Genomic DNA, 14,948 nt, shown 5'->3' on the forward strand with positions numbered 1-14,948 from the left:
AGACGCCGCCACACCGACTCACGCGCAGGACATTGTAATGAACGCACCACCGACCGCCAGCGACGCCCAGGCCTTGATTGCCCGACTGGACTGGACAGACAACCCGCTGGGCGCCTCCGATCACTGGCCGCAGAGCCTGCGCACCGCCGTGGACATTGTGATTCACTCGCCGATGCCGATGCTGTTGCTGTGGGGCCCGCAGCTCACCCAGATCTACAACGACGGTTTCGCCTTCCTCGCCGGCAGCAAGCACCCTCACGCTTTCGGACAACCGACGCACCAGATCTGGCCAGAACTGAAAGACTTCACCGACCCGATTTACAGCGCCGTCCTACAGGGCCAGGTGCGGACCTACAGCGAACAGCGCTTTACCTTGCAGCGCGACGGGCGAGATTCCGACTTCTGGCTGGATTTGACCTACAGCCCCATTCGCAATGAAAGCGCCGAGGTCGCCGGGATTCTGGTCACGGCCATCGAAACCAACGAACGCCGTCGCATCGCCCTGGAACTCGAGCAACGCTCCGCCGCGAGCCTCAAGGCCCAGCAGGAAACCGAGCAGCGCCTGCAACTGGCGCTGGCCGCCACCGATGCCGTCGGCACCTGGGACTGGGACATCGGCGAAGACCGTTTTATCGCCGACGCCCATTTCGCCCAATTGCATGGCGTCGACGCAGGCCTGGCCAGCCAGTTGCCCATCAGCGAATACCTCCACGGCGTGCACCCGGAAGACCGCGCCATGATTGCCCGCAGCATCAAGCATTGCATCACCCATGGCAGCGAGTACGCCGAGGAATATCGCTTGCTGCAAACCGACGGCCAATTGCGCTGGGTGTTTGCCCGGGGTCGTTGCTACAAGGATCATCATGGCCGGCCGATTCGTTTCCTCGGCGCCGCATTGGACCTGACCGAACGCAAACACATCGAACAAGCCCTTCGCCAGAGCCAGACCGAGCTGCAACTGATCATCAACGCCATGCCGATCCTGATCAGTTACGTCGACAGTGAGGAGCGCTTTCGCCTGAACAATGCTGCTTATCTGGAATGGTACGGCCTGACGCCCCAGGAGCTTTACGGCCGTACCATCCGCGAAGTGCTGGGCGATGAAGCCTATGCCCTGCGCGGCGAACACATCGCCGAGGCGCTGAAAGGCAAGGCCTGCAGTTTCAGCATCAGCGCCGCGCATCGCGATGGCAGCACCCGTCAGGCCCTGATGAACTACCTGCCGCGTCATGGCGCGGACGGCGCGGTCAATGGGTTTTACATCTTCGTGATCGACGAGACTGAGCGCAAACAGACCGAAGAAGCCCTGCGCAACCTCAACGAAACCCTGGAAGAACGCGTGAGCGCCCGCACTCAGCAATTGGCCGAAGCCAACCAGCGGCTGCAGAACGAGATGTTCGAACGCGAGCGCGCCGAAGACGCCTTGCGGCATGCGCAGAAAATGGAAGCGGTGGGACAGCTCACCGGCGGCATCGCCCATGACTTCAACAACATGCTTACCGGGATCATTGGCAGCCTCGATTTGATGCAGCGCTACATCGCCGACGGGCGTGCCGCCGAGATCGGTCGTTTTACCGAAGCCGCGGTGTCTTCGGCCCACCGCGCCGCCGCCCTGACCCATCGGTTGCTGGCCTTCTCCCGGCGTCAGTCGCTGGATCGCAAGCCGCTGAATGCCAATCAACTGGTGCATTCTCTGGAAGATTTGTTCCGCCGGACCAAGGGCGACCCTATCGAGCTCAAAATGCAGCTGGCCGATGAAGTCTGGCCGGTCAGCACCGACGTCAGCCAACTGGAAAACGCCCTGCTCAACCTGGTCATCAATGCCCGGGATGCCATGCCCGAAGGCGGCGAGCTGCTGATCGAAACAGCCAACGTTCACCTCGACGGTAGCGACATTACCCCACTGGAGCCGGTCAGGGCCGGGGATTACCTGATGATTGCGGTAAGCGACAACGGCACCGGCATGAGCCCGACAGTGTTGGCCAAGGCCTTCGACCCGTTTTTCACCACCAAACCCATCGGCCAGGGCACCGGCCTTGGACTGTCGATGATCTATGGCTTCGCCCAGCAGTCGGGCGGGCACGTCAGCCTTCACAGCCTGCCGGGCCAAGGCACCAGCGTTCGCCTGTATCTGCCACGGTTGCATGTCGCGGTACCGGAACACTCGTTGCTGCCGGCCACCGGCGAGACACCGGCAGCGGTTGCCGGTGAAACCGTGGTGTTGGTGGAAGACGATTCGGCGGTGCGCATGCTGGTGCTCGACCTGCTCAATGAGTTGGGTTATCACGCCCATGAAGCCGAAGACGCAAAGGCCGCCCTACCCTTGCTGGAATCCGACCTGCGGGTCGATCTGTTGGTGACCGATGTCGGATTGCCGGGCATGAACGGTCGGCAGCTGGCGGAAATCGCGCGTCAACATCGCCCGGATCTGAAGGTGCTGTTCATGACCGGTTATGCGGAAAAAGCCGCCGAACGCCAGGGCTTCCTGGAAGAAGGCATGGACATGGTGGCCAAACCGTTTTCCATTGACCTGTTGGCCAACAAGATTCGCACGATGATCGGCCAAGCGGACTGAGTTAAGGCATAATCGCGCGCCCCACGCTGGCACCAACATAGCCACCACCGTTGCAAGGTACTGCCAATGAAAGCCCAAGCCCGCCATATTCTGGTGAAAACCTCGGAAGAAGCCGAGCAGCTCAAACAACGCATCGCCAAGGGCGAAGCCTTCGATGTGCTGGCCAAGAAATACTCCACGTGCCCGTCCGGCAAACGCGGCGGCGACCTGGGCGAAGTGCGGCCCGGGCAGATGGTCGGGGTGATTGATGCGGTGATCTTCAAAAAACCGCTGCGGGTGGTGCATGGGCCGATCAAGAGCAAATTTGGTTATCACCTGGTGCAGGTGTTTTACCGGGATTGAGTGGCTGGCTTTAGGGCCCCTTCGCGAGCAAGCCCGCTCCCACATTTGATCGGTGGTGTTCACCCGTTATGTGTTCACTGAAGATCTAATAATGCGGGAGCGGGCTTGCTCGCGAACCGATTGCGCAGCAAACGGCCATCCTCCGCTTACCTTGGAATCAACGCCCCCGGCACCTGAATCACCCGACTCGCCAACCTGTGCCCCGACTCGGCAGCCTCAACCGGGCTGCCACCCTTGAGCCGACAAGCCAAATACGCCGCGCTGAACGAATCCCCCGCCGCCGTGGTGTCCACCACCCGGTCGACTACCTGAGCCGGCACTTCGAACGACTCACCGTCACAGCGAATCAGACACGCCTCGGCACCGCGCTTGAGCACCACTTCCGGTGTGCCCATCTGCTCGTAAGCGGCAAACACCGCCGCGCAATCGGAAAAGTGGAACAGCGCCTGCTCGTCGTCAACCGTCACCAACGCCAGGTCGATATAGGGCAGAACGCTGCGATAAGCCGCTCGTGCCTCTTCAATCGACGCCCACAGGCGTGGTCGATAATTGTTGTCGAACACGATCCGCGCATCCCGTTGCCGGGCTTCGATCAGGGTTTCCAGCAGTTTTTCCCGCCCCTGCACACCGAGCACCGCAAGGGTGATGCCGCTGAAATACAACACGTCGTAATCCGGCAGCGCCGCCAGAATCGGCGCGGCCGCTGGAGTGGTAAAGCAATCGCGCACTGCCGCTTCGTTGCGCCAGTAGAGAAAGCGCCGCTCGCCGGCCGCATCGGTCTGGATGCAATACAGGCCAGGCAAGCGACCGGGCAAACGCTGGACCATGTCTAGCCCGATGTTTTCGCTGGCCCAACTCTGGCACATCGCGTCGCTGAAACTGTCATCGCCCAGGGCGGTGACGTAATCCACCGTACCGCCATTGCCCAGTTCACGGGCCAGGTAGACCGCCGTGTTCAGGGTATCGCCGCCGAAGCTTTGTTGCAGCGTGCCGTCGGCGCGCTGCTGCAATTCGATCATGCACTCGCCGATCAGGGCGATGCGCGGGGTGTTGGGGCCCAGGGTGTTGATGCTGCTCATTGTTTTTGTAGTCTCTGGTGTTTCTGAGTTGTCTGGTATGGCCCCATCGCGAGCAGGCTCGCTCCCACAGGGGAAACGCATTCCATTGTGGGAGCGAGCCTGCTCGCGATGGCCGCACCTCGGTCTGGAACCTTAGAAACAGGTTTCCATGGTTTCGATGACATTCAGTTGCTCATCCACCAAACACCCAATGCGCCACTTGTCGAACGTCAGGCACGGGTGCGAAGTACCGAACGAAATGATATCGCCCACGCGCAATTCAACCCCCGGCGCCACGGTCATGAACGCGTGCTGGTCCATCACCGCCGTCACCTTGCAGGCACTCACATCATCGCCGGTTGCCGGCACCACGCCGGCCTTGTAACGCAGCAACGGCACCGGCAAACCGGCGTCATAGGCGACGTCGCGCTTGCCCAGGGCGATCACCGCGAAACCCGGTTCCGGCAATGACTGCACATGCGCCCAGACTTCCAGCGCCGGGCGCAAACCTTCGTGCAGGTCGCTGCGACGGTCGAGCACGCAGCATTGCGCTTCTTTGTAGATACCATGGTCGTGGGCCACGTAACTGCCAGGACGCAGCACGCTGAGGAAACGCCCGCCGGCATTCTGCGTTTCGAACGACTCGGCGATCAGGTCGTACCAGGCCGAACCTGACGCCGTGATGATCGGCTTGGCAATGGCGAACGCTCCACTGTCCTGCAATTGCATGGCCAGATGCACCAGAGAATCGGCGAACTCACGGATACCGCTCACCGCGTGATCGCCGTGAATCACCCCTTCGTAACCCTCGATCCCGGTCAGCGCCAACGCCGGTTGCGCCGCGATAGCCTTGGCCAGCGCCAGCACTTCGGCTTCGCTGCGGCAACCGCAACGACCGCCGACCACGCCGTACTCGATCATCACGTTCAGGCGCACACCGCGCGAGGCGAAATACGCGCCGAGGTCCGCGACGTTATCCGGGTGATCGACCATGCAATAGAAATCGAAGGTCGGGTCTGCCAACAGATCAGCGATCAGCGCCATGTTCGGCGTGCCGACCAATTGGTTGGCCATCAGCGCCCGATGCACGCCATGGGCGTAAGCCGCGCGGGTTTGCGTGGCACTGGCCAGGGTGATGCCCCAGGCACCGGCGTCCAGTTGGCGGCGAAACAGCGCCGGGGTCATGCTGGTTTTACCGTGCGGCGCCAGTTCCGCGCCGCTGTTGCTGACAAAGTCCTGCATCCAGCGAATGTTGTGTTCCAGCGCTTCGCGGTGCAGCACCAGCGCAGGCAGGCTGACGTCGCGCACAAGATTGGCGCCTGTGTGGGCAAAGCCCTTTTCCACGGCGGCAGTATTTTTGGCAGAAGACATAGTCGAACTCCTCACATTCGCGGCCGCAGGCAGCCGCTATTATTCGTTGATGCGACGGGCCAGGCTGTTGGCGCTGTCGATCAGCACCCGGCGATAGTCGTTGTAATTGTTCTTCGCATCGGCCCGTGGGGCGACGATGCACAGGGTCGCAATGGCCACGCCGTTCGGGTCTTTCACCGGGGCGGCGAAGCAATGGGTAAACGTGTCGGCGACGCTATCGAAGGAAAAGAATCCGTCGATAGCGGCCTGGCGGATTTCCTCGAGAAACCGCTCCAGCGGCAGACGTTCGCCATCGGGCAGGATGAAGTCGTCGGGGTCGATCAAATCGACGATCTGCTGATCGCTCAGGTGCGCCAGCAACAGGCGCCCGGAAGCGGTCCAGGGGATTGGCGCGTTCTCGCCGATGTCCGAGGAAATGCGGAAATGCCGCTCGCCCTCTTTCATCAACGCCACGGTGTATTTGCGCCCATTGAGCAGGCACATCTGCGCGGTTTCACGGGTCTGGCTGACGATCTCTTGCAAGGCAAGATCGGCCTCGCGGGTCAGGTCGAAATGACGCAAATGCGCCTGCCCGAGGAAGTACAGCTGACGGCCGAGGTAAACGTGACCGTCCTTGCCCACAGGTTCGAGAATGCGCCGTTCCAACAAGGACGCGACCAGTTCGTAGACCGTGGATTTCGGGCTGCCGATGCCGCTGGCGATTTCATTCGGGCGTAGGGGCTGGCCGATTTCCTTGAGGAAATCGAGAATGTCGAACGCCCGGTCCAGACCGCGAGCCCGGCGCTTGATGGTGTCTTCGGTCATGTTTCAGGTTCCCATTCAAAGTGCCGGGAGTTTAACCAGAGTGCGGTGGCGACCGTTAGGCCGCCATCGCGAGCAGGCTCGCTCCCACATTGGATTGCTTTACCCTGTGGGAGCGAGCCTGCTCGCGATGAAGTCACCGCGGTTCAGGCCTTTTTCTTGTACGCGATGCAGTCAATCTCGACCTTGCAGTCGACCATCATGTTCGCCTGCACACACGCCCTCGCCGGTGCATGTTCGCTTTTGAAGTACTCGGAAAACACTTTATTGAAACTCCAGAAATCCCGCGGGTCTTCCAGCCACACGCCGGTACGGACCACGTCTTCCAGACCGTAACCGGCCTCTTGCAGAATCGCGATCAGGTTTTTCATGGTCTGGTGAGTCTGCTCGACAATGCCGCCCACAATGATTTCGCCATCCAGCGCCGGCACCTGGCCAGACACGTGCAGCCAGCCATCGGCTTCGACGGCGCGGGCGAAAGGACGGGGCTGGCCGCCACCGGCGGTGCTGCCGGTGCCGTAACGAGTAATGCTCATGGGTGTTTCTCCTGATTGAAAAAGTTAAAAGCGAGTGTTCTTGAGGAATTCCGCCAGACGCGGCGATTGCGGGCGTTCGAACAGTTCCTTGGGCGGCCCCTGCTCTTCGATCCGCCCCTGATTCATGAACACGATCTTGTCCGACACCTCGAAGGCAAAGCGCATTTCGTGGGTCACCAGCAGCATGGTCATGCCGTCTTCGGCCAACCCCTTGATCACGTTCAGCACTTCGCCGACCAGCTCCGGGTCGAGGGCCGAGGTGACTTCATCGAACAGCATCAGGCTTGGGTTCATCGCAATTGCCCGGGCAATCGCCACGCGCTGTTGCTGGCCGCCGGACAACTGACCGGGGTAATGATCGCGACGTTCCAGCAGGCCAACCCGCTCCAGCCATTTTTCCGCCAGCGAAACGGCTTCATCCTTATGCAGCTTTTTGACCTTGAGCAAGCCAAGGGTGACGTTCTGCAGCGCGGTGAGGTGCGGGAACAGATTGAATTGCTGGAACGCCATGCCAGTCATGGCGCGATGCCGGGCGATGACTTTTTCCGGGTGCCGCACGCGCTTGCCGTTGACCTCGTGATAGCCGATGGATTCGCCATCGAGCAGAATCTGCCCGCCCTGGAACTCTTCGAGCATGTTCACGCAGCGCAGCAGCGTGGTTTTGCCTGAGCCGCTGGAGCCGATCAGCGTGACCACGTTGCCGCGCTGCAGGGTCAAGTCGACGCCCTTGAGCACTTCGAGCTGGCCGTATTGTTTGTGCAGGCCGCGGATGTCCAGCAGCGCTTGATCCTGTGTCGAAACTTGAGCTTGTGTCATGGCAAGGCCACCCGCTTTTCAATGTGCCGGCCGAGTAATTCGATGGCGTAATTGATGATGAAAAAGAGCAAACCGGCGAACAGGTAAAACTCCAGGGTCATGAACGTCCGGGCGATGATCTGCTGAGTGCTGAGCAGCAATTCGGCAACGCCGATCACCGACAACAGCGTCGAGGCCTTGACGATCTCGGTGGACGAGTTGACCCAGGTCGGCAAGATCTGCCGCAACGCCTGGGGCAACAACACGTAGCCCAGTGCCTGGTAAAACGTCAGGCCGATGGCCTTGCTCGCTTCCATCTGGCCACTGGGCAGCGCTTGCAATGCACCGCGCACAATCTCGGCGACGTGGGAGCCGCAAAACAGCGTCAGCCCCAAGGTGCCCGCCCCGAATGCGCTGATTTGCCAGCCCAGTGCCGGCGCCATGTAGAAGCAGGCCAACACCAATACAAACACCGGCGTGCCGCGAATGATGTCGACGTAAAACCGGAACGGCGCACGCATCCAGAACGTGCCATAGGTGAGCACTAAACCTGCAACGATGCCGAGCAGCGTGCCCAGCAAAATCGCCAGCGCCGAGCACTGCACACTGGTCAGAAAACCCTGCCACAGGACTTCCCGCGCCACCCATAACTCATGCAACCAACTGGGGGATTCGTACATGGGAGGCCTCCTATCGGCGAATCGCCAGACGCTGTTCGAGGTAACGCAGCATCATGGCAATGAGGTAACAGGCCGCAACATAGAGCGCTGTGGTCACCAGCCAGGTTTCAATCACCCGGTAGCTCTCGACATTGATCTTGCGCGCGTAATAGGTCAGCTCCGGCACGGCAATCGCCGCCGCTAACGAAGTGTCCTTGAACAGCGAAATGAAGTTGTTCGACAGGGCCGGCAGCACATTGCGCAGCATCACCGGCACGGTGACGTACGCCTTGACCTGCCACTCACCGAGCCCGATAGCCAGGCCGGCTTCACGTAGCCCCTTGGGAATGCTCAACAACCCGCCGCGAAACACTTCGGTCAGGTACGCCCCGGCATACAGCGACAGGGTGATGATGAACGACGGGATCTTGTCCAGACGAATGCCAAGGCTTGGCAACGCGAAGTAGATCAACAGGATCAACACCAGAATCGGCGTATTACGGATCACCGTCACATACACCGAAGCCAGCACCCGTAACGCGCGGTGCTTTGACAGCAAAGCAAACGCCATCATCAGGCCGATCACGCAACCGATGGCGATCGACACCAGCGCCAGCTCAAGACCCAGACCGAGCCCCGCCAGCAAGGTGTCGAAGTCGCGCCAGACGGCGGCAAAATTCAACTGATAGTTCATGGTCAGCAGTACCTTGAGCGGGGCGATTTAAAACCGCCCCGCTCTCACGGGATCATTTGTATTCGACGGGGAAACCGATCGTAGGTGTCGGAAGGTCTACACCGAACCACTGCTTGAACGACGCCGCGTAAGTCGGGAACTCAACGCCAGTCATGGCTTCATGCAGCACAGTGTTGACGAAGTTCAGCCAGTCCTGATCGCCGCGTTTGACCGCACACGCGTAGGTTTGCGGGCTCCAGGCATAGGCCGGGCTGCGATAGCGACCAGGGTTCTGCACCATCAGGTATTTCACCGACGACTGATCGGTGGCCGCCGCATCGGCACGGCCGGAGTTCACCGCCTGATACATCAAATCCACGCTGTCGTACTGGTCGACCTTGGCCTTGGGCAACGCCTGATGCACCAGTTCTTCGGCGTACACGTTCTGCAGCACCGCCACGATCACACCGTCACCGGCGGCTTTCAGGTCGTCGATTTCCTTGTATTTGCTGTTGGCCGGCAACAACAGGCCCACACCTTCGCGGTAGTACGGCAGGGTGAACGCCACTTGCTGGGCGCGGCTGGCGGTCACGGTGATGAACTGGCAACTCATGTCGACCTTGTCGGTCAGCAGATTGGGAACTCGCGCATCGGACGACTGCACCACAAACTCGACTTTGCTCGGGTCGTTGAACAATCCTTTAGCCACCATCCGCGCGATATCAATATCAAAACCCTGCAACTTGCCATCCGCTCCCTGGAAGTGCCACGGCGCATTGGTACTGCCCGTGCCCACGATCAACTTCCCACGGGCCAGCACGCTGTCGAGCTTGCTGTCTGCCGCTTGGGCGACACCCATGACAGCGGCCCAAGCCGCGAGAACGAAAACACACGCTTTAAACAAAGAAGGTCGGCGATGCATGGCAAGCACTCCAGGGTCATGTTTATTCCGCTATACCGGAACTTGGTATGTAACAACGGAATAGACAGCAGAAAGTGTGCCACAGAATCGGCAGAAAATCCTGGGTTATGAAAATCCAGTTGATTCAGTTGGTTAGAAAAAAACCATTGGAACTATCTCGCACGCCCCCTGGCATGCGTTCGCTACCGAACGCAACCCATTGGGAAGTAACGCCACATTCAGGTGCTGTGCGATCAATCCATGCACCCAGTGCCGGAGACAGACGCCGCGAGGTTCTTGACTGCAAGTGACCGCTCATCGGGTTTACTGACTTACCTGTCAGAACTGACAGTTGTGGAATGCCTATTCGAATTGCCTAATTACTCAGCACCTCAATGCGGTGCAAACCACTAAAAACGAACGATTCCAAAAAGGATTTTTGCAATGGCTAATTTGATCAAGAACGGTGACTTTTCTCAGCAAGGCAATGAATGGACAGCGACTAATCCAGAGAACGTGAGCTATGTAACCGGGCATTGCATTATCGCTGCCCCGGATTCGATCAGTCAGGACGTCCCCACCGGTCCCGGCGCCGGTGGACAGTTCATGCTGTCCGCAAGAATGAAAACTCTCCCCGGCTCTGCTGCCCGGATTCAAGTGCAGCCGATCCCCACAGGCGAGCCGGTTTACCTTGACCTCCATGGCGGTCAAGACTGGACCGTGTTATCCAAAAAATTCGAAGTCCAGATCTCCACGATAAAGTTCAAAGTCACGCTGGAAGCTAATGACGGTGAGTTCGGCACTTTGAGCTCTTACTTCGGCGATGTGACGCTATCGAAGCTTCTCTAGTACACCGCTGAGGCCTGACACGCGAGTTATTGTATGGCGCTGACTCGCGTTTTGTTTCGCGTTAGCACGCCGCCGATGCATCCCGAGAGAAAGGAGTTTTTCAATGAACTCGACAGCCCCCCACTCAACATTACCCCCCACCTACCGCAAGGCCCTGAAAACCTGGCGGCCGGTGATCCTGTATTTCGGCAATCAGCACTGTCCGGCCTGCGAAACAGCCGGGCCGATTTTTCGTCAGATTGGCGAACGATATCGCCATCACGCGAACATCTATATGCTGAACACCAGCGAATCCCCTCGACACCCGGACGTCACCGGCACACCCACTGTGCTGTTTTACAAGGAAGGGAAGCTTCTGAAGAAGCTCAAGGGGATTGGAACCCGGGAAACCCTGGAAGAAAATTTCAAAAAGCACATCGGCAAGCTCAGACCCAAACAGATTGCCCGCAAACCCCGCCACGACTTGCCATGGTTGCAGAAAACCTTCAGCACTTTGTGTACCGCGCCTCGGGCACGGGAGCTATTGAATGTACGGTTGATGAGTAATGCTTAAGGCCTGCGTTCGTACGCCCCCGTAGGAGCTGCCGCAGGCTGCGATCTTTTGATCTTATCGTTGCAACTGACGCCGAAGATCAAAAGATCGCAGCCTGCGGCAGCTCCTACGCCGACCGGGTACACCCGTGATTCTGCGGCGCTCGCTATTGAACCGCGGGCGCAAGCCCAGACCGCAAGTCTCGGCGGTATGGGCGTTGATTCTTGACCAGTTGTACATCGCTCGACGTACCCGTCAGTACCGGCAGGCCATGGGCAAATAACCGAAGATGAAACCCGCCAGGCTGTTCATCGTCCGGCGAAGCGCAACCGCGACAACATGCGCAAATCGCCCTCGAGATAATAGTCATCGGTCCAGCTGTCATCCGGAGCCAATGGCCGGACCTGCTTGAGTTGCAGTTTCTTTGCAAAGTAGCGGAACCGGTAATGCTCGTAAAAGCGCAGCAGTTCCAGCCCATAACGATCGGCCAGGTTGGTGTCGCCACGGATGATCAGGTAGTTCTCGTCATTGCCGTTGCTGGCCGCGGCGCTGAGGTTGTGGCTGCCGCTGATGATGGTCGGTGTGTCGGTGGTGAAGTCGACGACGATGGCTTTGGTGTGCACCAGCAGGTTGCCCTTCTGGCCTTTCATGTTTTCCTTGAGCCAGCCTTCCAGACCCGTATTGAGCAGCGCGGTGGCGGCGAATTGAGCGGTGCGGTCAGCGTGGAAACCGGTGATGCGGCTCACGGTGTTTTGCAGGCCGTACCGCAAGATGTCGTCGTTAGGCAAGCCGAGCAACGCGTTGAGCACTTCGTCCGGCAAGGCAAACGCCGTGACAAACAGCAGGTCTTTTTTGGCTGATTCGATGATTTCGACGAACTCACGCAAGTCGCCCTGGCCCGAGCGCGGTGAAAAGCCGGCGAACAGCGCCTGATCCGGCTGCATCGGATTGTTTTCCGTGAGCCATTCCCGGGTGGCGCCGACGTCCGCCGGCGTGGCCCAGAGCTGCTCGAAGGTTTGCAGATAACTGGCACTAACCCCAGCGTCGTCCAAAACATGCACAACGTTGGCCTGACGATAAACGCCATTGGCGGTGAAATTGGTGCTGCCGCAGAGTACCGCTTCGGGCTGATGCAGCCCTGCTGCGTCGAGCCGGCTCAGGACCATGAACTTGTTGTGAAAGATGTTGTGCGTGACCCGCCCGCGCTTGTTCGCCGCCGGGATTTTTTCCAGGCTGGCTTCGTTCAGCACAGTGGTGTCTTCGTCCGGTTGGGCGTGGTACAGAACCCGCACCTTTACGCCGCGCTCAAACGCGGCGTTCACCGCATCAACAATCACCTTCAACTGGTATTCGTAGATCGCAATGTCCAGCGCCCACTGGCCATCCTCGGCTCGTTCGATGAACCCGAGCAAGCGTGCGAGCAAACCATTTTCCAGCCATTGTCGCGGCGCGTCGGGCCAGGCTTCGATGGGCAGTTTCTTGTTGGCGCTGAGCAGCGCATCGAGGTCGGCGAATTTGCGCTGGAAGGCCTGGCTCGCGGCCACCGCCCGGTTGAATATCACGTTCTGCCCCGCTGGAAGGCCATTGTCGGTGGTGAGCGTCACTTCCAGAAACTCACCCAGCTGCGGCGCATCGGCGGTGCCGTAGGCCAAGTGAATCCGATAATGGATCGTCACACCTGGATTGACCGCGTAATCGGCCCACCGAAATTTCTGCAACGGCGCGGTATCGCTGGGGGTGGCGTGAAATTGGGGGAACGTATGAGTTTTACCGGGGAAAGTCAGGCTGTTGAACAGAAACAACCAGGGTTTACTGCCTTGCTGTTTTTCGATGGCGAAACCCAGCAGGCCTTTACGACGGGGTTCGGCCAGATCGAACGCCAGCAACACGCCGTTGGTGCCAGCGTAGGCTTTGACGCGAAAATCGTCTTGATCGTTGCGGGCTAGAACGCGCATGTGTCACTCCTGTGATTGGCTTGCTTACAGCAGCATAGGGCAGCGATGTAGATGAGCTGCGATTATCCGATTCCGAGGTGATGCCATCGCGAGCAGGCTCGCTCCCACATGGGATTTGTGAGCGCCGCGGATCAAATGTGGGAGCGAGCCTGCTCGCGATGGGGTCGATAGTGTCAGCACAAAACTCAACCTGAAATCAGCTCATCGATATGTCGATAATCAACCTGCAGCTGCGCTGCCAACATCTTTGCCCGACCGAGGCGAATCGGCCCGCGCTCAATGTCGATCAGCAGCCCCGGACACTCCAGTGCCGGCAACGTTGACCATTCCTTCACCCGTCCATCCGTCACCAGCAACAGCCTTTGCTGCTCTGCAGGAAAGCGTTTTTGCCGTGCCGCCAGCCAACGCCCTGCCTCGCCCAGCGCCGCCAGCATCGGCGTACCGCCACCGGCACCTAATCCCTCGAGCCAATCGCGCAAGCCCGCGGAGGCTTTCAAGCCTTGCACCTGCCACTTCGGCACATGGCCGCTGGCGGTCAGCAACGCCAAGCGTGCACGCTGTCGATAGGCATCGTCGAACAGTTGCGCCAGCAGGCCCTTGGCATCGCTCAACGCTTGATGGCGCCGGGTCGAGGCCGAGGCGTCGACGATCACCAGCCATAATTCATGAGGACTGCGGGTACGCAGGTGAAACAGCACATCGTCGCGTTGACGCGGTCGGCCATTGAGCAAGGTGCCAGGCCAATTGATCGAGCCGCTCAGGGCTGTATGACGTTTGCCCTGTTTACCGTGATCCAGCCGTCCTGCGCGGGGTCTGGCATTCGCCCCCGCGTCTGATCGAGGGCGAATGCCTAGGGCTTTTTTGGCCAGCTCGGCACTTCACGTCGAGCGCCGACCGGCAGCGCCTGGGCGGGCATTTCGCCCCACTGGCCCTGACCTTCGCTTGGGTTGGGATTCTGATTGGAAGGCGGCTGTGCTGCGGGGGATTGGTGCGGCGCTGGTGGCGAGTTTTCGCGACGGCGATGGCGCAAGGCAAACTCGGCGACCGCGTCGATATCTTCTTCGCCAATGGCATTCGCTCCGCGCCAGGCTGCATGAGCCCGAGCAGCACGTAGCCAGACCAGATCGGCCCGCAGGCCATCGACGCCAGCAGCAAAGCAGCGCTCGGTGATCTGCGCCAGCGCGGCATCGTCCAGCGGAATGCTCGCCAGTGCTGAACGCGCCTTTTGGCAGCGCTCGCGCAGTGCGTGCTGCTGGCTTTCCCACTCGGCGCAGAACCCTTGCGGGTCGCTGTCGAAATCCAGTCGACGACGAATGATCTGACCGCGCTCGGCGGGTGCGGTGTGACCACTGAGGGCGACGTTCAGGCCAAAGCGGTCGAGCAATTGCGGACGCAGCTCCCCCTCTTCCGGGTTCATGGTGCCGATCAGCACGAACTTCGCCGAATGCCGATGGGAAATCCCGTCGCGCTCGATCAGGTTGGTGCCGCTGGCGGCCACGTCGAGCAGCAAGTCCACGAGGAGATCGGGCAGCAGATTGACTTCATCGACATACAACACGCCGCCGTCGGCCTTAGCCAACACACCGGGAGAAAATTGTGCGCGGCCTTCGCTCAGGGCCGCGTCTAGGTCGAGGGTGCCCACCAACCGTTCTTCGGTGGCGCCCAGAGGCAAGGTGACGAATTGACCGCTGGCCAACAGATCCGCCAGGCCCCGGGCCAGGGTCGACTTGGCCATGCCGCGCGGCCCCTCGATCAGTACGCCACCGATTTTTGGATCGATGGCGGTCAGGTACAGCGCGAGCTTCAAGTCATCGGCGCCGACCACGGCGGAGAGCGGGAAATGGGGGCTGTCGGTCATTTTTAAATCTCAGTCATGGTCGGTGATCCATCAGCAAATATCA

The 14,948-nt window shown here is 59.9% G+C and carries 16 protein-coding genes; 5 read left to right on the top strand and 11 right to left on the bottom strand.

Annotated elements, in window-relative coordinates; all coding sequences use genetic code 11:
• The first annotated feature begins 37 nt into the window (after window positions 1-37).
• Together ACYZT2_RS16190 and ACYZT2_RS16195 are read left to right on the top strand one after the other, a co-directional pair.
• The gene (locus ACYZT2_RS16190) at window positions 38-2,575 is read left to right on the top strand and encodes a PAS domain-containing hybrid sensor histidine kinase/response regulator (RefSeq protein ID WP_461965537.1); all 2,538 of its coding nucleotides are present in this window, start codon (window positions 38-40) and stop codon (window positions 2,573-2,575) included.
• A 66-nt stretch (window positions 2,576-2,641) separates the two neighbouring features.
• Window positions 2,642-2,917, top strand: a complete 276-nt coding sequence (locus tag ACYZT2_RS16195; RefSeq protein ID WP_007898282.1) for a peptidylprolyl isomerase — start codon at window positions 2,642-2,644, stop codon at window positions 2,915-2,917.
• A 146-nt stretch (window positions 2,918-3,063) separates the two neighbouring features.
• On the opposite strand, the gene ACYZT2_RS16200 is transcribed toward ACYZT2_RS16195, so the two are convergent.
• From ACYZT2_RS16200 to ACYZT2_RS16235, 8 genes are all read right to left on the bottom strand, one after another.
• Complete coding sequence (locus tag ACYZT2_RS16200) at window positions 3,064-3,996, bottom strand: sugar kinase (RefSeq protein WP_461965539.1); 933 nt, start codon at window positions 3,994-3,996, stop codon at window positions 3,064-3,066.
• A 132-nt stretch (window positions 3,997-4,128) separates the two neighbouring features.
• Window positions 4,129-5,346: an amino acid deaminase gene (locus ACYZT2_RS16205; protein ID WP_461965541.1), complete on the bottom strand. Its 1,218-nt coding sequence runs from the start codon at window positions 5,344-5,346 to the stop codon at window positions 4,129-4,131.
• 39 nt (window positions 5,347-5,385) lie between these two features.
• The gene (locus ACYZT2_RS16210) at window positions 5,386-6,150 is read right to left on the bottom strand and encodes an IclR family transcriptional regulator (RefSeq protein WP_461965543.1); all 765 of its coding nucleotides are present in this window, start codon (window positions 6,148-6,150) and stop codon (window positions 5,386-5,388) included.
• Window positions 6,151-6,293: 143 nt separating this feature from the next.
• Window positions 6,294-6,683: a RidA family protein gene (locus ACYZT2_RS16215; RefSeq protein WP_461965545.1), complete on the bottom strand. Its 390-nt coding sequence runs from the start codon at window positions 6,681-6,683 to the stop codon at window positions 6,294-6,296.
• Between the two features lie 24 nt (window positions 6,684-6,707).
• Complete coding sequence (locus ACYZT2_RS16220; RefSeq protein WP_461965547.1) at window positions 6,708-7,499, bottom strand: amino acid ABC transporter ATP-binding protein; 792 nt, start codon at window positions 7,497-7,499, stop codon at window positions 6,708-6,710.
• Window positions 7,496-8,158 (bottom strand): amino acid ABC transporter permease, encoded by a 663-nt coding sequence (locus tag ACYZT2_RS16225; protein WP_461965549.1) that lies wholly within the window; start codon window positions 8,156-8,158, stop codon window positions 7,496-7,498. The genes ACYZT2_RS16220 and ACYZT2_RS16225 overlap by 4 nt, the downstream gene beginning before the upstream one ends.
• Before the next feature lie 10 nt (window positions 8,159-8,168).
• Window positions 8,169-8,831: an amino acid ABC transporter permease gene (locus ACYZT2_RS16230; protein WP_109784714.1), complete on the bottom strand. Its 663-nt coding sequence runs from the start codon at window positions 8,829-8,831 to the stop codon at window positions 8,169-8,171.
• A gap of 52 nt (window positions 8,832-8,883) precedes the next feature.
• Complete coding sequence (locus ACYZT2_RS16235) at window positions 8,884-9,732, bottom strand: transporter substrate-binding domain-containing protein (protein ID WP_461965552.1); 849 nt, start codon at window positions 9,730-9,732, stop codon at window positions 8,884-8,886.
• A gap of 423 nt (window positions 9,733-10,155) precedes the next feature.
• Between ACYZT2_RS16235 and ACYZT2_RS16240 the strand changes: the two genes are divergently transcribed.
• The 3 genes from ACYZT2_RS16240 to ACYZT2_RS16250 all read left to right on the top strand — a co-directional run bounded on the left by ACYZT2_RS16240 (window position 10,156) and on the right by ACYZT2_RS16250 (window position 11,375).
• Window positions 10,156-10,560, top strand: coding sequence for a hypothetical protein (locus ACYZT2_RS16240; RefSeq protein WP_461965554.1), 405 nt, complete (start codon window positions 10,156-10,158; stop codon window positions 10,558-10,560).
• A 103-nt stretch (window positions 10,561-10,663) separates the two neighbouring features.
• Window positions 10,664-11,113, top strand: a complete 450-nt coding sequence (locus tag ACYZT2_RS16245; protein WP_461965556.1) for a thioredoxin domain-containing protein — start codon at window positions 10,664-10,666, stop codon at window positions 11,111-11,113.
• 127 nt (window positions 11,114-11,240) lie between these two features.
• Window positions 11,241-11,375 carry a hypothetical protein gene (locus ACYZT2_RS16250; protein ID WP_461973312.1) on the top strand — a complete coding sequence of 45 codons (135 nt, stop codon included), beginning with the start codon at window positions 11,241-11,243 and terminating at the stop codon, window positions 11,373-11,375.
• 25 nt (window positions 11,376-11,400) lie between these two features.
• On the opposite strand, the gene ACYZT2_RS16255 is transcribed toward ACYZT2_RS16250, so the two are convergent.
• The 3 genes from ACYZT2_RS16255 to ACYZT2_RS16265 all read right to left on the bottom strand — a co-directional run bounded on the left by ACYZT2_RS16255 (window position 11,401) and on the right by ACYZT2_RS16265 (window position 14,905).
• The gene (locus ACYZT2_RS16255) at window positions 11,401-13,047 is read right to left on the bottom strand and encodes a phospholipase D-like domain-containing protein (RefSeq protein ID WP_461965558.1); all 1,647 of its coding nucleotides are present in this window, start codon (window positions 13,045-13,047) and stop codon (window positions 11,401-11,403) included.
• Between the two features lie 185 nt (window positions 13,048-13,232).
• A complete protein-coding gene (locus tag ACYZT2_RS16260) occupies window positions 13,233-13,778 on the bottom strand; it encodes a vWA domain-containing protein (protein WP_461965560.1) in 546 nt (181 codons plus the stop codon).
• 119 nt (window positions 13,779-13,897) lie between these two features.
• Entirely contained in the window at window positions 13,898-14,905 is a 1,008-nt protein-coding gene (locus ACYZT2_RS16265) for an ATP-binding protein (protein WP_461965562.1), read from the bottom strand.
• Window positions 14,906-14,948 lie beyond the last annotated feature (43 nt).

This window comes from Pseudomonas sp. MDT1-85 (assembly GCF_054898065.1).